This window comes from Aporhodopirellula aestuarii (genome assembly GCF_023701485.1).
In the GTDB taxonomy this organism is placed as follows: Bacteria; Planctomycetota; Planctomycetia; order Pirellulales; family Pirellulaceae; genus Rhodopirellula; species Rhodopirellula aestuarii.
Map to the genome: position 1 here is coordinate 17,006 of NZ_JAMQBK010000081.1, position 20,615 is coordinate 37,620.

Genomic DNA, 20,615 nt, shown 5'->3' on the forward strand with positions numbered 1-20,615 from the left:
TTAGAATCTGGAGAAACGCGAACAGTGTGCTGGAAATCATAGTGCTTCTCGATCCGATGAGACTTTAATGCAGTTGATCGACAATGGAGGCAGCAATATCTGTCGCCCGTCGATCTCAATGTCGTCCAAGACCTCATCACTCATCGCGTATGTTTTCATGGCATCGATTGAGTCGAATTTCTGTGCCTGATGTTTTGTGGGTCGAAGATCGGCGACGCCGTCGACGACAACGTCAAAGGGAACGACTTGCGGTGTCTTGTTGATCGCGAACAAGGTCACGATGCCGTCTTTGACAACGGCGGAAGCGGTAACTGCATCAATCCCATCGGCAATCGTGGATGATTCCATGCTGGTCTTGCAAATCTCACTCCCCTCAAACACTCGCCGAACGACTTCATATGCCGCCCCATAACTGGTTCGGGAATGCGTGCCGGTCGCACGCTCATACTCGATCAGCTTATGACTGGCATTGATCTGGAAGTAGCTCGCGATCGCAAAGAGTTCTGGATTCTCGAAGAATCCAAGGTAGACATCTGCCATCGCGAGGACACTTAAGGCGTTGTCACCACAACTGACCGACCACTCTGTCACCCAGATCGGCAACCCGGGGAAAACTTTGCGTAACGTCTGTCCCGTCTGGACCATGTGCTCACGAGCACCTAGTGTTCGTGCGGCTCCATCAGCGGAATTCTCGAATCCCATGTGTTTGTGAAGCGTGATCGCGTCATAGTAGTGATGATCTTTGACCGCCATATTCCAAGGGTTGGATTCCGCCGTCCGCCAGTGGACTGGAATGGAAACCAACAGATTGGGCGATGCTGCTTTGAGTGCGGCGGCGTGTGCTTTGGAAACCTTGATATACTTGTCTACGTCCTCGATCGCACGACTGCGCTGCGTTTTCCAGAATGGCTCGTTACCCAGTTCGACCCATCTCACGTCGAATCCCTTGTCGCGACGATCTTCCAGTCGCCTGACCGCTTTCTCTGGGCTGTCGTAGTTCACGTTGAACGTTAACACGACATCGAAGCCCAATTGCTGATGCAGCTTATGAAAGCCCTCAAATCCGTATTTCAACTCGGGGTGGTTTTTCACAGACGAATCGTAGGGCGTCACATAATCATCCGTGATCCGACGGCCATCGCTTTCCCAGTCATAGAAATTGGCCCAGACTCCATGCGGAAATCGCAGCGACGAAGGATTCATCGTACTGATGAGTTTTTGAGCGTCGGGATGGTTGTACCCAATTTTGCCGTACAAATTCTCCGGCCAATTGCAGTTGAGTCCCAACAACATGTTGTTAACCTTCCGCGTTTGCCTAGTGTCGACCGACAAAGTTGCGTGTAACTCAGAAGGTATCTCGAACGGGTACGTCACTTGCGCTAACGTTGGAGACACAATTCCTAAGAAGGCAGTCAGAGTTGATAAAACAAAGAGACTAAGACGCAGACTGATACCGCGAACTGGCGTGTCGACGAGGCGAATGGGTAGAGTGGATCTTGTTATCATCGGGAGTGATTCGATTGTGGAATAATCAATGTGGTAGGTTTCATGTTTGTTTGGCTGCTCGTTTCGAGTGGCCGAAGATGTTTACTGATCACTGTCAATTTTCAGTTCGGAAATCTCCGGCGGCCCCGAGCACGATTCAATCTGAAGGCGAAGTCTGCTGGTCGTGACTGGTTCAAAAACATGCTGCTTGCCATTCCCGCAGGAGTCGCCTGATGCAAGATCGTGCCATTGATCTTCTTTCCAGGCCTGAACGCGATAGTTTGTGATGTGGTTGCCAACCTCATTGATCTGAACACGATTGAATGTTTGCGGCTTAATCCAATCAGCCTCCAACCATTGCGGATGATCGGACGCGGCCTCCCACGCAGTTTCCGGATTTTCGTCATTGCTTTTGAACGCCTCATGAAAGGGGAGCTTTTCACTCTCTACATGCATGCTCGACGCACTCATGCGGGCAATCGTCGCGAGATTTGCAGGCCGTTCAATAGGTTCGGGATATGTCGTGTCAGGAACCGCGGAGACGGAAAACTCGTACGTTCCGGAACCGACCTCATAGATCACATAGTTCCCGACCGCGTCGCTCAGTTCCTCGCCGCAAAAGAGGACGCCTTCGGCTTGTTCCGCGAGGATATCACCTTCTCGCACGTGCGCCTTGCTGACGGCGGGGATGTAAACTTTGGCGGAGCAATTAACCGGAATTTCAATGCAGTAGTTGGCTGAAGACTTGGTACGAGTCCAGTTCACCGTGATCCTGCCATAGCCGGACAGAAACTTCGTTTTGGCAAATGTCAAATCGCCGACGGGCGTGGGCTTGATAAGGAAGTGACGCATCCCGGGTCTTTCAGGATCCGGGCGAATTCCGCCAAAGCCCTTGATGAAGTACCCACCGATCCCGGTGTAACAAGTATGGATTCGGCTATCACCCAACGACGACCAGCGTTCGGGCCATACCGTTTCATCTTGCGCAATGAAGTAGCCGTAGCTGGGATGAGCTTCGTCGCATAACAACTCGTAGACGAGGTCCATGCGCTCACCGTATTCAGTGAAATAGCGGGTGTAGAGTGCTTGTCCTGAGCTTCCGCAATCGTAGTACGGGAATTCATAAAGCACTTCGTCGACTAAGCGGTCATACACTTTCTGTCGTTCTGATTCAGGAGGAACGCCCGCAATGAGTGCGAACGCCTGGTTCACTTGTTGACCGTTTCCGTAGTCACCAGTTTCTGAGTCGTAGGACAGCGTATGAGTGGCTCGACGTTGTACGTTCAACCGGTCCGAATAAGTTTCCGCGTCGACATTCTTCCCCAAGGCGGTAGCAATCTTCACGGCTCGATCGAGCATGAAGGCATACAAACAATTATTGAAGTGAGCCGCCTCCGGTGAATTGCTACTGTCCCAGAAATTTCCCTTTGGGGTGCACCAATCACCGAGCCCGGGGAATTGCCGTTCACCATGTTCGCCGATGATGAGCGCACCGCCGGTGGCGTAGTTGGAGTTTTCGAACAACCAGGTCATCCACTGTTCCATGGATGCGTAATTGTCTTCCAAAATCTTTTTGTCGCCGAGCATCTGATAGGTCGCCCAGATCGTGATCGGGCTGTTGGCTTTCCACATCAAAAAGGGCCGATCTTGTTCGTTGATGACCGCACGTATTCTCCCATCGGGGAACTGAGCGTCTCGCATGAACTGTGTGTATTGATCCATGTAGGCTCCGCTTTCAAAATTCGGCAGAGCGTCACCGTATATCGCCGCAACGGTAACCTCGCCCCATCCGCGACGTTCGCGATGAGGACAGTCCATCAAGATGCCGTCCAGCGTATTGGCGATATACGTGTCGATGTTCATTTCGTAAATGCGGTTGAGCAATTTGTTTGAACACTCAAACGCGCTGGTCCGTTTTCGATTACTCGTGATGACATATCCCGTGATGTCGTCCAACGTCGGCGCGGCTTCGAGACCGCTTACGGTGATCCAGCGTCCGCCGGCAAGATTGAAACGGTTTGTAAATAATCCTTCCCCGGTTTTGTCGAAGACGTATTCGCTCTTCTGGTTCCAGTTGCAGCGTTTTTCCTTTTGATCCGTAATTTCAAACAACACTTTCTGCCCAACTTTTCCGCCACGAAGGTGAATTTGAAAGTGGCCGGAATAGTTTCGTCCCATGTCGATCACAAAAGCCTCATCCTCAAGCGGCGTGACACTGCACGGTGTGATTGTTTCGTATTTGACTTGGGGTTCGACCATCTGAGCGCTCAAGGTCGCAGGAATGTCGCCTTCCCAGACTGTCGCTTGGTCCCACTGCGTGTCGTCGCAGTTCGGCTGATTCCAATCCGAGATCCCATTGCGGGCATCGATGCGTTCGCCACCGAAATCGAGGATGTTCCAGTCCCCGATGTACTCACTGTGGCTCTTACGACATTTCCACGTCTCATCCGTCACGAGTGTTTTGGTTTCTGTGGCACTGCCAATCTCGATCTGGGCCTTGAAAGCAAAAGGCGGAGTCCGGTATTCGGTAACTCGCCGCCACCGAACCCATCCGGCTGCGTGCCAGATCGCGACCACGTTCTTGCCCGGTTTCAAATAGTCACGAAGATCGTAAGTCAGATAAGGAATCCGTTTCTTCATGAACGTTTGTGCCGGGTTCATCACACCGTCGCCGACCTTGCGTCCGTTGACATAAAGTTCGTGATAGCCGAATGAAGCAACGTAGGCGAACGCGGTCGAAGGGCTTTGAGACAAAGAGAACGTTTTGCGGAACCAGTTGTGGTCGGTTTCGAGTTGATCCTCCTTGTGAATCCAGGAGCCTAGCCAGTCGTTTGAATTCAGTAGGCCGATCGTGAAACGTGCAGGTGCGCTCCAATCGCTAGTTGCTCCTGCCGCGTCCCGAACTCTTACCTTCCAGTAACAGGTCATTCCAGACGTAAGCCGCTCGCCCGCGAAAACGATGTTTTGAGAATCGGATTGCTCGACCAGCCCACTGTCCCACAGATCACCTTGATTGGCGTTGAGTTTCGTGAGACTGCTCGCGACGACGACTCGGTATCCCGTCTGTCGCTGATTTCGCTCGGCCAGCGTATCGACGAGCTTCCAACTGAGCCTTGGACACGTATTGTCGATTCCTAATGGGTTAGTCCGATACTCGCAACGCAAATCCACCGGGGCCACGGCAGCAAAACCGTTGGTAGACGCAAAGACAAGCGTCATCCAAAGTATCGATTGATACGTGCGTCGATCGAAGGATGGTAGGGCGTTCATGAGTAGGGATGCGATCAGATTCAATTGATCAGAAATGTTGGCGAAAAAGGCCGCGAGTAAACGATGAAAGAGAAACGAGTTTGGTTTCGGTTATTCCTCGTTTTCTTTAAACAGAGAAGCGAACTCTTGATGGATCTCCGGATGTAGCTTTGCGAGATTCGTCGTCTCACCGGGATCGGATGACAGGTCGAATAATTGGGTCGGTTGGTCCAGACCGTAGCGACCGGCTTTCCAATTGCCACGGCGAGCCGCTTGAAAGACTTCGCCGACAACGCCCGAGTTCGGGTCGCCGACTTGCTTGCCAAATTCCCAGTACAACGTTCGTTCCGGAATCGGGTTTGGCTCGTCACTGAGCAGCGGATAGATCGACGTTCCGTTCGTTTTGACTCGAGGAACCGAAAGCAGTGAAACGCCGGCGATGTCGGCAAACGTGGGCAGCACGTCGGCAAAAGCCCACGGCGTTTCGTCAACTCGGCCGGTTTTGATCCTTGCCGGCCAGTGAGCAATCATTGGTACGTGAATGCCGCCGTCGAACAGGTCTCGTTTCATGCCCTTGAAAGGTGCGGCGGCCTCGAAGAAGTCGGGATCGCCACCGCCCTCATCGTGAGGGCCATTGTCCGATGTGAAAATGATGAGCGTGTTGTCAACGATGCCGCGCTTGTGCAACGTGCCAACGATCTTGCCAACATAGGCGTCTAAGGCAGTGACCATGCCGGCGAGTGTTGCACGCGGCCGATCGACCGGCTCGGGATAGTACCACGCGTACTGGTCTGATGGTTCGCCGGTCGACATTCCCGCGTACGGAGTTTCATCAAACTGCGATTCGTACGGTTTGACAAATTCGTCCGGCGCGGCGAGTTCGGCGTGTGGGGATGAAAACGCGAGCATCACAAAGAACGGATTCTCGTGATCTTCGCTGATGTAGTCGATCGCCTCTTGGGCAAACAGCTCTTGCGCGTAAGCCCCCTTCTTACCGCCCTCGTTCTCGGTGATGCGTAGTTTCCGACCGTCGTGCCATAAAATCGTCGGGTACTGCCGGTGGCCTTCGAGAATCGAATACATGCCGAACCACGTATCAAACCCCATTGCCAAAGGATCGGTCACGCCCATTTGTGATCCGATGGAATACTTGCCAAACAAGGCGGTGTCGTACCCCGCATGCTTGAGCACGTGCGCCATCGTGACGTCGATATCGGCCAACTGAACTTTGTTGGAATTGTTCTGCATCAACCGTCCATCACGTCCCGTGAATAGCGAAACACGAGAAGGCGAACAAACAGTGTTGCCCGCGTACGCGTTCGTGAACCGGATTCCGTCCGCAGCGAGACGATCGAGATGGGGCGTCTTGATCGGCGTGTTGCCATACGCACCGATTTGATTGAACCCCAAGTCGTCAGCCAAGACGAAAATGATGTTGGGAGCTTCAGGCGTTGTAGGTTCAGTCGCTTTCGAGAGCGAGAGCGCCGCGAGACCGAGCGAACAGAAAATGATGCAGCGGAACAGGTGCTTGGAACGCGGACGAGTTCGAGAGAATGTCAAAGGGAACTCTCCAGGTTTTTGGTGCGGATGATTGGTTTGAGATGGAAGTCGATGACGTGTAGCGGTGAGGGGACTCCGTCGACCGGACCGGTCTCGGTGGTTCGAATGACTTTGGTGGGAGCGGCCTGGACGTAGACGGAAAGAATTCTTTCGTTTTCCCATCGTGCAACGTCCACCAAGGGTTCTCCGAAAGTTGTTTGTTCGGGAGCAGCAAGTCGTTCCCACTGCCACTTGCTTTGCGACGCATTCGGGATTCCGCGAGCAATGAACAATTGATAGCCGTCGTTGACTTCGTCGGTGTACACCAAAACTAACACGCCGTCTTTGTCTCCAACGAGCTTCGGGCGTTGTCCCGAAAACGGTAAGACTTCCAGATTCCACCGTCCATTGACGCCACGCCAATAGTGGTGATAACGATGCTCGAAGCGGCCTGCTTGTAGCTGTCTCACAATCACGTGGACGCTGCCATCATCGAACGCGTAGTGAGTGTTTTGGTTCGCAATACCGCTTTCCGGAGCGATGGGAAAGACGACCAATCCAGGTGTATTGAGATGAAGAGGATTCGTACCAGTCACGCCGATGAATTTTCCATTTGAGTTGCGCCACGTTTTTCCGATGTCGTCACTGTAGGCGTAACACAGGTCATGTTGATTTCGCGGATCAGTCCTCTCAAAACGGTCTCGCCAAACCCAAGTGGCATGAAGTCGTTGGTTTGAAAACGACAACGAGTTCATGTAGGGACATCGATATGGGCTGGTGCGACCGTTGTGTTCATAAACACCAATATCACGCGCGATGAACTTCCCCATTCCCGGCACCCATTCGTGGGAATCGCCGTCGTATCGTTCGATCACGCCATCACCATTTCCCGATGTCACCGCCCGGTAATACAGCATCAGGTCGCCATCAGGGGAAGAGAAAAAGCGTGGATACGTCACTTTTGAGGACGTCTCGATCGATCCCAATTTATGCTGAACCGGCCCAAACAGACTTTTCTCCCAAGCAAACGATTCCGGTCGGTTGGCCACGTGCTGTTTCGACACACGATAATTCAGCGGAGTCGCGTGATGATCAAATGCCAAGTGGATGGTTCCATCCTTGCTGGAAATGCCGATGACCACTGTGTTGTGAGAATCGTTCGACTCAAATCGATGATCGTCAAAACGAATCACTGACCAATCCGAATCAGGCAGCTTTCGTCGCGCCAAACACACCTGTCGGTTCGCGTCGACATAGGCGACGTATTGGTAGCCTCGGTGAGAGACGATCGGTTGTTGCTGGTGGGAGCGACCGTTGACGGTACCACCAAAACGAGCAGCCGGACCGTCGGCAAACGTCAACGCGTGAGCATCCACGATCGTGTTCTCGATTTTCTGGAAATCGCCAGCGAGTACGCTGCGGGGGAACAACACCGCTGCCACGTAAAAGGAGCCCAAGACGATTGCGCGAGCGGCGACGTGCATGCGAAAGTATTTAGTAAGAGTTTCCATTGTTTGATGAATGCGCTATGGTTCCAACGTTTTGCGGATCGCGAAGTCGAGTTTGACCGGACCTAACAATCCGGATTCGAGCAGCGGTGAATCTTGAGTGTGGAACTTCCACGTAGTGAATGTCTTCGCCTTTGTCGCTGGGCGCTGCGTGCTGTTCTCCAACCACGCGGGGATTTCCACGATCAATCCCTCACCGGGCTTCACGTTCGGCTCGTAGCGTTCGACCGACTCGAATCGTTCGTCACCGATCAGCCGATTGACCCACAAGTTGGTGACGCGAATCTCCAGTTGATTTTTGCCGGGTTGAACCAGCCCCGTAACCTCGACGTTGAAAGGTGGTTTCCACAACGTTCCGACATCTTCACCATTGAAGATGACTTCGGCGAACAGTTTGACGTCGCCAAGATCCAGTCGAACCAATCGATCCCTTCCAATTCGGTCTGCCGGAACATCGAAGTTTTTGCGGTAGATAGCGGTTCCCGAGAAATACTTTAGTTCCGGATCGCTGTGCTCCGTCCACGAAACCAAACGGTCCAAAACGACGTTCTCAGGTCCCCAGACGCGAGGACATTGCAACTTCCAATCCGTTGAGAGATCGATCGCCTCGGGTATCGTCGGGACTTCCAACGAGTTGCGATTTCCATCCGAATAGACCAACTCGTACGTGCCCGGTTCCCAGGCGTGTAGAGCGATGCTTTCGCTCGAAATTGCCAATGTTGCCGGTTCCGCCGAGGCAGGAATCGGATTGGTCACACGATTCAAAACGAGCATTTCGTTTTGGTTCACTACCGTTGAGAACTTCTCCTGACCGACGGAATAATTCACCCGCAGTTGCTTCAGAGATCCAGGGGCGGGATCGAGGCCAAAAAGATCCCATTTCACTTCGACATTGATCGCGTTGTTGGCGATCTTGGATCTTACTCGCTCGGTCACGTCGACGTGACGACTAGCATCGCCATTCAGATCGCCATAGGTCGCGCGGTGGATGACGAGTGATTCGGCCCGTTTTTCTCCGTTCGAAAAAGGAGTCGAGCCATTATGCAGGATGTCGACGACGGAGCGATTTTTCGATGGTTCATCAAAGACTACAAAAATGGCTTCGGCCGAATCCAAGAACAGTTGCACGCGGGTGCGTCCATCGTCGGTGGGTTCATAAACGGGAGCCTGCTTGATTCCCCCCGTTTGAGCGTTCCATAGTTGCGGTGTTCGACCATCGACGCGAAACGTGACTTCGACCTGCCTCGCGACTTCCTGTTGGTTTGAAATCAGATAAACATCCACGTCGTCGATTGAACGGTGAATCCATTCGTAACCAACCCCCGAATACAAAGTCGTCGCAATCGGCTGCACCGAATGAAACTCAACGTCGGGTGGAACGTCCAGCGATGCGAGGATCTTCTGAAGCGAACCGGGCCAGTAAACCTTTCCTTGTCCGACGACGTTTTCGCGTACTTCATTTCCGTCGCACTCACCCCAGAGAGCGTTCGCCGTTTGCTGGAGCACCCGATCACTATCCGGATAGTTCTGCAGTCCCGGGGCGCGTTGTGGTTTGGCCCAAACAAGGTGACCGCCGCTCTTCAATAGTTGGTGTGCCTTTTCAAACACCTGCTGTCGGACCGGTCCTTCGGGCATCACTAGAACGCGGTACTGCATGCGTCCGGGCAAAACGATGCGACCATCCTGGACGGTCAGTTGCATGAATTTGTCGCAGGAGATTGTGTCGTAGTCGTATCCGTCCGGAACCGCCGGTTGCATGTCGTTGCGGTTCGGACATGCCTGCGGCGCATTCTCGCCTGGAAAGTAGCAAAGGTCCGCCTGGAAACTACCTTGTTGCAGCAGATATTGACTGCGTGTCAGATATTCGTTCCAGGCTTTCCCTTGTTCGTACCACGTGTTGTTGCGGTTATTCTGGAACCCCCATGGCCCCATCGTCATCCCGGGGAGAACATCGTTGGCCCACGGTTGATGCACGAAGGTGTGAAAGATGAAACGGTTAACGCCCTGGCAGAAAAAGTAATCGCCCTGTGCTTTCAAACGGTACGGATGCTGAACAAAGGCTGCGGTAGCGCGTCCCGCCGTGAAGGCTTCCGCTCCAACGATTCGACGCCCGTTGGTATGGGCGGCTGACGCTGCCATCTTGGACGATCCAAAGTGCAACCCCGGCGGAGTTCGCGCCCACCATTCGCCCATCGGAATATCCGCAACATCAGCGACGGCAAAGTTATCGAGGTTACCCGGTTTCCCATACGGTTCGATCGACAACTTGAGTCCGCTACGGTGGCATCGATCGGCGAAGTGCTGGTAGTAGTTCTCGGTCAGCAGATCTGCAATCACACGGCGAAAATCCCAAAGGAAACGCTCACTGACATCCATGTTCGTGACCACTCGTCCGGTCAGTACAGGCAAGTAGTTTTTGAGATCATATCCCATTCGTTTTTGGAACTCGATCTCAAGACCCTTGGTCCAGTTCTGCTCCATCACCTCATAGCTATCGACGAGAATGTTGTTGAGCACCTTCCCTGCCAGAGGACCGGCGTCATCAAGCACTTTTTGAACGCAATTCTCCCAGTGCAAATCGACAGCAGCTTTGCTGAGCTTGTCGCACTCGTAGCCGCGTCCTTCCTGAGGAGCGGGGCGGTTACGAACGGCGGTGGGTGTGTAAGCAAAACGCACGACGGTCCAATCACCGTGGGGAACGTCCCACATGATCTTTCCCTCGGCAGTCATCTTGTCGCCTAGGTCGACGATTGTGTCGGTGCTGATCACGTCGCCTGGATCAACGGTGCGAGTATCACTCTGGATGTGGTTATCGCGTTCGAATCCCGCTTTTGCTTGCCAGTTGTCGATACGAAACCCAGGTTTTCCTTGCGACTCGGAGTGTGGCGTGGGAAACGCGAGGACAGCGATGTCGCGTGAGTAGTTGTCGCGATCAGTTGGCCTTTCTAGTTTAATCGTCACTGGTCGCGGTCCGGCGACTCGTTGCTCGGTCCACGCCACCTTCATCATTGACGCTTCGGGCGTGATCCACGGACCTCCACTGCTCGACCATCCCGCACAATTATGAAAGCACACTTCCAAACCGAGTCGATCGGCTTCCTCGATTGCGTGTTGCATCAGCCGACGCCAATCATCACTCAGGTACTTGACCGGCCCCGGTGACATTCGGCGTTCGATTTGGAATGCCTGAAATCCACCGATGCCGGTTCGCTTCATCGCTTCCAAATCAGCAGTGATGCCTTCGCTCGACACATACCCGTTCATCCAGTGCCACCATGTGTGTGGTTTGGCAGAGTTCGGTGGCGATTGGAAATGTTCTCGCAGCGAATCGGTCGCGGATAGACTCCAACTGTTAGCACAGATCGAAACGAACACCAATAGTTGCGACAGAATTAGTTTTGCGTGAAATCGGTGTCCGAAACTCATGCTAAATACCTTGTTTGAGAAGCATGTGTTTGATGTCATTTGGCGTTGAATCTCGATTCCCGATCTGGTTGGCACCGGTGATCCACCAATAGACCATCCCCGCGTCAGAGCAATCGAAATGGTTCGTTTGGAATTTGACGACTCCATCTTGTTCGGCGTAGGCGAGTTGTTGCCAGATCCACTGCAGGTTCTTGTCGTCATAGTCCTTCACCCAATCCCAGCGTTTGATAGCCGTTTTTAAGCCGACGTTTTGATCTCCGATTTGATGTTCGTTGACGCCGAAATCAAGGATCTGTTGCCATGAGAAAAAGTCGCCCGCGTTGTCGTTCGCCGGGTGATGGGAAATGACATGAACGTGTCGGCGACGCGTTGGATCGGCGGCCTCGAGCGCGAAACCGATGACATCGGGCTCTCCAGCTTCGATGATCCATAGCGGGTCGTTCGAAGTGGATTGATTGATCGCGTCTCGCAAATCGTTCACAGCCGCTCGTCGATCGGTGCGGCAATTGAATGTGCCCATAAGATTCGGAAACGGACCGAATTGCTTCACACCGTCATGGCAGATTTGAGTCAACACTTTTTGGCGTCGCAGTTCGTCTTCTGCGGAGATGCGAGCGGTTGGTTTCAAGTCACACGAATGAGACAAATGCACGAGCCGATCGCTCAGTCCTGACCCTTTGAGCAATCCAAAAATCACCGCGGTGGCGCCGATGTCGTCCGGGTCGGGCGAGTTTCCGTCTGCAACGACCGCGAGTCGACCGGCAGGAGGACGGATCGCATCTTCAACCGAGTCCGCAGCGAAATTCGTCAAAATTTGTGGTGCTTCCGCTGCCACATCGAAACCATTGATAGCTTCCGTTACTTCCTGTGGAGCGGGCTCGGATTTTCCGACACCGCGTTGTGCTGAATCATCCGCCTTTGCATCTCGGATAGCTGGAACCTTGATAAGCTTGCCGACTTTCAAACACACGTCGCGGCTAAGTCCAGAAAACTCGAGTGGCGAGTCCTTGCTCGGATGACCGATCGTCCAGGTCTTCCGTTGTGCGACCGGCAATTGCGAGTCAAAAACCAGCCGGTTGTGCCACGTGCTCGTGACCTGGATCGAAAGCGCGTTTTCACCTGCCCGGACGCGGTCGGTAATGTCCAGGCGATAGGGAGCTGACCAAATTGTGCCGGCATCGATTCCGTTGACGTTGACTTTCGCAATGTTGCCGACACGTCCCAAATCGAGTCGCCAAAATTCATTCTCGCGTTTTTCTCCGACGGTGAAATGAGTGGCGTAGGTCGCAGTCCCAGAGAAGTGACGCACCACTGGCTCGTCGAGCTCCGACCAAGGCTGGATTCGATCCAGGGCGATCAAATCTGGTGTATCCCAACCGTCTGGAAAACGGAGACTCCAGCCTGTCTGCAGCGGAATTGCATGTGTGCCGCTAACCGTGACCGAACTTGTCTGTCCGTCGCCGCGGGTCATCTCATAGGTACCGTCGTTGTAAGCGATCAGGTTCTCGCCCTTACGATCAAGTTCGACGGTCTGCGGCGAAGGATCAACCCACGGCTGAGTGACTCCATAACGATCGATCCCAAATGCGGGAAAACCAGCGGTGGTGTCAACGCGAGACACGTCGGTCGCATCGAGCAACTTAGCACCACCACGAGAGATTTGGGTCAGTTTCGCGATAGACGGCTTACGCGTTTTTGGTTCTGGCCGGAAGACGACGAAAATCGACCCGGCGGCCGGCAAGTGAATGGGAATCGCGGTTCCCGCAGCAGTTGAGTCAAACATCAGCGCCGGCGTGCATGATCCATCGAGCGGGTTCCAGAACTCCGGACGCCCCTCCGCTCGAAACAGCAACGTCGCGTTCAGCGGCTCCGTTTGCCCGGCCGTTACGAAATAAATATCGGTGTCGTCGGATCGACGATGGCACCATCGCTCCGGCAACGTTCCGCTGACGTCCGGCCGGATATTTGATGCTTCAAGTGTGTCCTGTAGAGAGTCGCCCCACAGCAGGCGGCCTTGGCCGATTCTGCGATCACCGCGATCGCCGTGATCATTGCCCCAAAGCTCGTCAACGAGATTTTCGAATGCCACATCGGCGCTAGTGCCACCGCTCAGCGAAGGGTTCATCACGGGCGGCGGCCCGATGACGACGCCCCCGCTCTGAACCAGCGTCTTGATGCGTTGCAGCGTTCTGGATGTCAGTCGTCGGCATTGCTCCGGCGCCAACCACAATACCTTCCAACGCGTGCCCTCGGGAACAACAAAGTGATCATCTTCGAACGCTAGCCGATTCAATAGCACATCCGCGTTCAGATAATCGAAATGATACCCTGACGGGAAAGGTGAATCTTGACGTGGTTTGTGATCGAGATCATCGCCGAGGTACCACAGCACATCGGCAACCGGTCGGCCCTGTTCGAGCATGTGGCTGCAACGGGCGAGGTAGTCCGTGAAGTACGGCATGTGATGCCACCACGTTTGGCCACGTAGAAACGGCGTTCCAATCGTGCCACCGAAAGACGTTCCAGGCTGTCGATTTAGAGGGTTATGGGTGTACGTGTGAAAGACGAGATGCGTGATGCCAAGGGCGAAACTGCGGTCGGCGAAGTGTTTTAGAGAAAACGGATGCTCTCGCCAATTCATGGGTGCCGATGTGAATGTCTCCGCTGCAACGCGACGCTTGCCATAGATGTGTGCGGCCGAAGCGGTCGGCGCGATCGGCTTCGTTTCTAACCCACCCTCATGCGGATCGTTGGGTTTCCAGACCTCGCACATCGGGATGTCGGCTGACTTGAAGTACTGCAGGATGTCACCCGGCGACACATCGCCGACGGCGGTTTCGAACGATAGTTCGAGACCGCGTTCTCTGCCGAGTTCCGCCAGTCGACCGTAGTAATTGTCAACGATTAAGTCGCTAATCGTCGCCCGCCAATCTCGCAGAAACCGTTCGCTCGTTCGATGATCCTGCACCACCCAACCTGCCAGTGCTGGCAACCACTTTCGCAACGCATAACCTCGGCGTGCTTCGAACTCGGATTCCATCGCGGGCGTCCAGGTCTGCGTGTAGCATTCCCAACTATCGATCAACATTCCCTGCAACCGACCGTCGTCCGCCGGGCCGCCGGGCTTGGATACTCGACCGATGTACCCAGCGAAGTGCTGTTCAGCACCGGCCGCTGAGAGCTTGTCACATTCAAACCCGGTCGCTTCCGGCGGCGCTGGCTTGTTCGTCACGCCCGTGTTGACATGACCAAATCGGACGACCGTCCAGTCTCCATCCGGCGCTTCCCACGTCAGATTTCCTGAGGTATCTGTGTTCTCACTCAGGTCAATCACGTCTTCAAGGCGCAGCCAAGCTGACGATGCCTGTTTGGGTGGGGGCCTTCGCTCGAGGCTTCGCAGGGCGTAGCCGGCCTGAGCTTGCCAATCATGAAGTTTCGCTGTTGAGGAAAGTTTCAAGTGGGAAATTTCCATCGGGCGGCCGTTGTGAAACGTCATGCGATAGCGAGTGGATTTCGCATCGGGGACCGCCAACACATAATGGACTTCGGGTTGTCGATCCTGCCAGTTCCCACGAGGCACCACGTGCGTGACCAAATCATTCCACGCGTCTTCTTCAAACGCTGCGATGTTGATGGAGGAGTCTGGGGCGAATGATACCCGCTTCATCAAGTTCTCGATCGGCGGCAACTGAATCGATCGCAAGGTGACTGGCTGGTCGAATTCGACTTCGATCCACGTGGGCGAAGAATCAGCCGACGCGTTCAAAACAGCTGGAATTTGAACTTTGATGTCGTTGCCCGCGAAGAGCCCCTCCCAATCCGCATTTGGCAGATTGCTCGTAATCTGATTCGGATGGAGGGGCTGTCCCGAATCATCCGCCACGGTTGGGAAGGCGACCACGGCGATGTCTCGATAATCACGCCATTCTTCGTGGCTTGGTTCCGGTTGCGCGAGCTTGATTGTTATCGGTCGACCACCGGTAACGTTCACGCGACTGTAGATCAAATGCCGCATCGCTTTGTCGGGCGAAATCCACGGGCCACCGGACATCGCCCATCCCGGACAATTCTGCATGGTAAATTTCAGCCCCAACCGTTTCGCTTCATCGGCGGCATGACCGAGCAACGCATCCCAGGTTTTACTGAGCGTTTGAACCTGTGGCTGGACCCCGGGCCAAGGTCGCCCGCGACCATGAAACAATTGAATTCCGCTTATGCCGGCTGCCCCAACTGCTTCCATATCCGTTGTTAAGGCTTCTCGATCAACGTTGCCGCCAATCAAATGGAACCAGGTCTCAGGATACGAATTCTTCGATGGCGATACGAACCCACGCTCCAGCGCCAACGCATGTTGTGGTTCGGCCCAACTTGACACCATGACAACAGCGGTGAACAGCCCGATGAATAACAATCGGCCTATCACGGTAAGAATTTCGCATTCTTTGAACGGCAATAGCGACATGAACCCTTTTCGATACGACTGAGGTGAAACGCATTGATCGCCCACCATTCCATGAATGTTAGATAACAGAGACTTGGCACTGGACGGTTGCATTAGGCTTGGACAACTTCACGACGATCGGAATCGCTTCGGCGCCGGGGACCATGTTGAAGACCCGCCCCTTTTCAGTTGCTTTGATCGACATCGGAGCATCCGATTCGACGACAACGGTGCCTTGCGGCTTGACGATTTCGATTCGTGTCTCGGAGACTTGCCGGACTTCCTCACCCGACGGCGAAACGATCGGAAGCACCAACGACGCCTCGGTTCCCTTCACTGCCTGAGGCGAAACAGAAGCCGAGATATGTGCCTGAGTGCCGTTGAACTGATAACGAAGTTCGCACGCCGAAGCGTCGCCGGCGAGCTTGTTGCGCGACTCGTCTTGCAGCGAAGTTTCGACCTGAATGTCGATCTGCTGCCCGTCGTCTTTGGCGGACACTTCGGCAGTCAGATCGTACAAGTTCGTAAACCAACCGCCCTGGTCTCGACTTTCGACGCGAGTCGTCAGAGGGAAATCCTCGCCGGGCTGCGGCTGCATGTTCAGCGGCTCGACCATCTCGTAGCGTGCCATGCTCGATGCGAGCAGCAGGCCGACTTTTTCGTGATAGAGCACCGCGAGCGAACCGCCGGTGGGTTGCTGCAAGAGCCCAGATTTCTTGGTCTTGTAGATCGAATCGTACGCCGAAACGGTCGCTCGCCACGGACCGCGGGCCGCCAACCACACATTCAGTTCAGGAAAGTGATTGATTCCGTCTGCCGTCTGACGCGGCAGAGGCGTGCTGCTGTCGACCTTGGGCATCGCGTGCATTTTGTCCTGCACCAGTGCCATCACTTTGGCGTGAGCGAACGTGTGGTGCATGCAGGGTTGAACGCCATGGGAAACGTAATGCGGTCCGCCGTGCAAAAGCCCGTCGGCGGTGCATCGCTGCAACAACTCAGCATTCTTAATCGCGGCAGTCCCGAACGCCGGGTTATAGCCCGCCATCAAGCTGAACGCTGGCTGGCACCCGTCCGACGTGCGGCTACCCCAGTAGCTCCACTTCTGTGAACGGGTGCCCCAGCTGTTATCCCACGCGCCATCAGGCAACATAAATTCCAGGTGACCGTTTAAAGTCTCGACGGCGAGATCAAGCATTTCCTTGTCATCGACCTCGAGTGCGTAAAGAACAACACCGTTGAGCGATTCTTCGACGTTGTAACCAAGGTCCACCGGCAGCAATCCGCGACCGCTGCGGTTGTCATTCGGTTTTCCTTCGCCCCACAGCAGCGTGTTCGGCTCCGTGAAGAACTCCTTGACACGTTTGGCGAACTGTTCGCTTCGCTGCGTGTATTTCGAGTTATTCAACAGTCGACCAAACAGGTGGAAACCGTAAACCCCGGTCATCCCGTAGTTCAGGTTCGTGAAATCGATCGTCTTGAAATCGCGATAGAGATAACCACCAACGGCTTCGTCAAGTCGCTTTGTCCAGGCGGCTCTCCGCGCCTCGTCCAATACTTCCCCATGGTAATGCAGTGCTTCGGCGAGCGCGATCGCACCAAAGATGGTCGTGCCTCGCCAAGCTTTCGGATTGATGTCGTTGGTCCAACTTCCATCGGGTTGGCTGACATTGTTCTCGGCCCAGTCATAAACGTTGATCGCCGCGTCGAGGTATTTCTGTTCGCCGGTCACGTGCGCCAGATGCAAAAACGGATACAACGCGTCGCTGCAGCGACCGTGAATATGGCTGCATGACGGGCAGAGAAGCGCGCCATGACGACTCGGATCGCTGGGATCGTTCACCTGCCGTCGGATCATGCCGTCGCACCAATCTAACAGGAGGCTGTTCGTCAGCTCATGGAAGCGAGCGTTGTCATACGAGGGTTCGGTGCCACCACTTTGTTCGGCCGCATGACCAACGAATGGGTTCAGAACAACACCCGACACCAGGGAAACTCCCGTGAAACTCGCAAGTGCCGACTGAAAAAATTGACGTCGATTTGTGCCGGTATGTTTTTTCATTGAGTTACTCATTGGGCTGCCTCCTCGTTCATCCAAGCGTGAATCATCCCTTCCAGTTTTTGCACCGTGGCCGGGTGTTGTGTGGACAGGTCGTTGCGGTCATCTGGGTCGTGTTTCAAGTGATAAAGTTCGCTACCAGACGGGCGAGCGATCAATTTGTGCCAACCATCAATCACCACGCGAGCAACCAAACCGCTGCCCAAGTCTTCGAGTTGATCCAAATCGCTGTCGTGTTCATACACGTCAACAAACACACGGTTGCGTTCCTGCAACGCCTCGGGATCACGTAGATCGAGCCCGGTCATTTCCGCAGGCGGTTGGATACCACAGGCATGCAAGATGGTCGTTGCGATGTCAATATTGCTAGCCAGCGTTGTTTTGTCGCGCGCGGGTTCGATGGTGCCTTCGTGAGTGACAAAAATCGGCGTGCGGATTCCCGCTTCGACTGGCTCCCGCTTCGAGCGAATGCTGGCATTCGTACGCTCAGGATTTTGAACCCAGCCGTTATCACACGTGAAAACGAAAATGGTGTTCTTGTAGATATTCTTCTGCTTCAAGTAATCCACTATCTGGCCACAACCTTCATCGAGCCATTCCACGTTAGCCCAGTAGCGTGCCGTCGGCTCGTCTGGGGCGATATCCTTGTACTTATTGAAGAGTCGATCCGGTGCGTTGTGAGGTGCGTGCGGCAGAAAGACGCCGTACCAGATGAAGAACGGCTGCTCGTTCTCATTGGCTTTGTCGACAAAATCATAGATCGGCTGCATCGTCTCACGGCCAATCCTCAAACCAACGTCACCGTGGCGTCCGCCGCGAGAGTGATTACCATGGGTCATCGCATCGGTAAAACCGTGATCGAGCGGATTGCCTTCCCACCATTTGCCGGTCTGCAGCGTCGCGTAACCGCTCTTCTTTAGTTCCTTTACGAACGAAGGAAACTCACGCATCGGCGCGGTCATTCGATTGCGGAACTCGGTGGAGATCGCACGGTACTTTGCCTCTTTACGATTGGTTCCCGCAGGCAACATCGGATCGTTTCCGCGGATGCCGATTTGGTGCGGGTACATCCCCGTCACAAGACTGGCGAGCGACGGCCGACACAGTGGAGCGGTGACGTATCCCCGCTCATAAACCAATCCACGTTTCGCTAATTCATCGAGGGCTGGAGTTTGGATATGGGGATGCCCCATCAACCCATAATCATTCCAACCTTGGTCATCACTCAACAGAAAGACAACATTGGGACGATCAGCATCGACGGACGTGGCGCTCAAAAGTGCCAGGAAACAGAATACGGCAAAACGGTTCATCATCATCCAGAGGTTGCGAGGCAGGTTGAAACTGAGCTTCTATTTTCGAGGGTTCTTTGCAGACTTTTTTCGAGGAACCCAAGTCTCGGGGGCTTCGAGCATCAAAGGCGGATGAAACACCGTCAACGCGTCGCCTTGATCCTCAATCCAACGGTTCAATTCTGAAGTCAGCTCGTGCTGAACGGACGAAAGCTCTTCACGGCCGGCCAAATTGCTCAGTTCATTCGGGTCGTTTTGCAGATCATACAACTCGTACTTGGGACGGCCGTAATAGCGGGCGACCACGGCGGCGGCGTGCGCATCGGTCTTCGCAGCTTCTGTCCATTCTTTGAAGTAGTCACCCGACGTCTCTCGCAACAGCAGATCGATATACGAGGTGAACGCAAAATCGGGATGCGGATTCCAAATCAACTTATAGCGGCCCGTTCTCACGCTGCGACTCAGGTACACGTTCATCAACAGATCACCACTGTGCGTCGTGAAAATCTGGTCGCGATGCGAATCGCTTTGCCCACTCAGCACCGAGGCGAAAGAACGGCCATCCAGGCCCTCGGGAACTTCACCACCTGCGATGTCAATCAGCGTTGGCAGGATATCGACCCAGCTAACCATCGCGTCGGTACGAGATCCGTGTTGAACCCGACCGGACCGCGCCACGATTAAGGGTACACGAATACCTTCGTCGTAAAGCGTCCACTTACCAAAGGGATACTGAGCCCCGTGATCGCTCGAAAACAAAAACACGCTGTCATCGGACAGATGCTTGTCCGTCAACTCGCGAAGTTCACCCAAATACGCATCCAGATCCTTGACCTCTTGCAAGTATCGCGAACGCTGGACTCGCGTGCGTGGAGTATCTAGCAACTGCGGCGGCATCGTCATCGAATCGGGATCGACAGTCGATTCGCTGGGCCAAGGCACGTGCGGATCCGAGACGCCAACAAAGAGGGCCAGCGGCCGTTTGTCGGTTCGGTTTTCGAGAAAGCCTTTGACCGTCACCTGCAAGTCGGGAATATTCTGTTTCAGGTCATAGACGTCAAAGTGGTAGTCGGGGGCACTACGCAAATGCGCAACTTTGCCAAAGGCAGCGGTTTGGTAGCCAAGGTCACCTAGCACCTTTGGAAGACGCAGAACATCTTCACGCGGGTAGCTGTGATTTTCCTCAGCCCCATTTCGCGCAGGCATCAATCCGGTCAACAGCGCCGCCCGACTGACCGCACACGATGGGCTGGCGACAAATGCGCGGTCGAATGTCATGCCATCGGCGGCCAACTGATCAATCGCAGGCGTCTGAATATTCGTGCCGCCGTAGACCGGCAGATCTCTCGCCGACAGATCGTCCGCCAAATAGACAACGATATCCGGCAACGGTTGCTCATCGCATAGCGCTGGCATCGCAAAACCCACCACCACGCAGCCCGCGATAAGTCGACCTGCGAGCCTAATCATTAGTTTATTCATTCAGCCGGTAAGATTTGATAGAAAGCCGTTCGCTCGCCTGGACGAGCATTACCCCCCCTTTAAAACCCGAGTTCGCGCACAAAAATTGCACGGATTCCATCAAGAAAACAAACATTTGCTGGTTTTCACCGCGGAGC

The 20,615-nt window shown here is 54.3% G+C and carries 9 protein-coding genes; all 9 read right to left on the reverse strand.

Translation table 11 applies throughout. The features are described 5' to 3' along the window. Nucleotides 1-36: 36 nt before the first annotated feature. Nucleotides 37-1,293 (reverse strand): hypothetical protein, encoded by a 1,257-nt coding sequence (locus NB063_RS26475; RefSeq protein WP_250932067.1) that lies wholly within the window; start codon nucleotides 1,291-1,293, stop codon nucleotides 37-39. Nucleotides 1,294-1,587: 294 nt separating this feature from the next. Further along, the gene (locus tag NB063_RS26480; RefSeq protein WP_250932068.1) at nucleotides 1,588-4,755 is read right to left on the reverse strand and encodes a family 78 glycoside hydrolase catalytic domain; all 3,168 of its coding nucleotides are present in this window, start codon (nucleotides 4,753-4,755) and stop codon (nucleotides 1,588-1,590) included. 90 nt (nucleotides 4,756-4,845) lie between these two features. Continuing rightward, on the reverse strand, nucleotides 4,846-6,294 hold the full coding sequence (locus NB063_RS26485; protein ID WP_250932069.1) for a sulfatase-like hydrolase/transferase: 1,449 nt from the start codon (nucleotides 6,292-6,294) through the stop codon (nucleotides 4,846-4,848). Then, the gene (locus NB063_RS26490; RefSeq protein ID WP_250932070.1) at nucleotides 6,291-7,784 is read right to left on the reverse strand and encodes a BNR repeat-containing protein; all 1,494 of its coding nucleotides are present in this window, start codon (nucleotides 7,782-7,784) and stop codon (nucleotides 6,291-6,293) included. The genes NB063_RS26485 and NB063_RS26490 overlap by 4 nt, the downstream gene beginning before the upstream one ends. Nucleotides 7,785-7,799: 15 nt before the next feature. After that, the gene (locus NB063_RS26495) at nucleotides 7,800-11,207 is read right to left on the reverse strand and encodes a glycosyl hydrolase (protein WP_250932071.1); all 3,408 of its coding nucleotides are present in this window, start codon (nucleotides 11,205-11,207) and stop codon (nucleotides 7,800-7,802) included. Nucleotide 11,208: 1 nt separating this feature from the next. Then, the gene (locus tag NB063_RS26500) at nucleotides 11,209-15,669 is read right to left on the reverse strand and encodes a glycosyl hydrolase (protein ID WP_250932072.1); all 4,461 of its coding nucleotides are present in this window, start codon (nucleotides 15,667-15,669) and stop codon (nucleotides 11,209-11,211) included. Between the two features lie 58 nt (nucleotides 15,670-15,727). Next, nucleotides 15,728-17,719: a hypothetical protein gene (locus NB063_RS26505; protein ID WP_250932073.1), complete on the reverse strand. Its 1,992-nt coding sequence runs from the start codon at nucleotides 17,717-17,719 to the stop codon at nucleotides 15,728-15,730. Next, the gene (locus NB063_RS26510; RefSeq protein WP_407652731.1) at nucleotides 17,716-19,017 is read right to left on the reverse strand and encodes a sulfatase-like hydrolase/transferase; all 1,302 of its coding nucleotides are present in this window, start codon (nucleotides 19,015-19,017) and stop codon (nucleotides 17,716-17,718) included. The genes NB063_RS26505 and NB063_RS26510 overlap by 4 nt, the downstream gene beginning before the upstream one ends. 39 nt (nucleotides 19,018-19,056) lie before the next feature. Continuing rightward, the gene (locus NB063_RS26515; protein ID WP_407652732.1) at nucleotides 19,057-20,466 is read right to left on the reverse strand and encodes a sulfatase family protein; all 1,410 of its coding nucleotides are present in this window, start codon (nucleotides 20,464-20,466) and stop codon (nucleotides 19,057-19,059) included. Nucleotides 20,467-20,615: the final 149 nt, after the last annotated feature.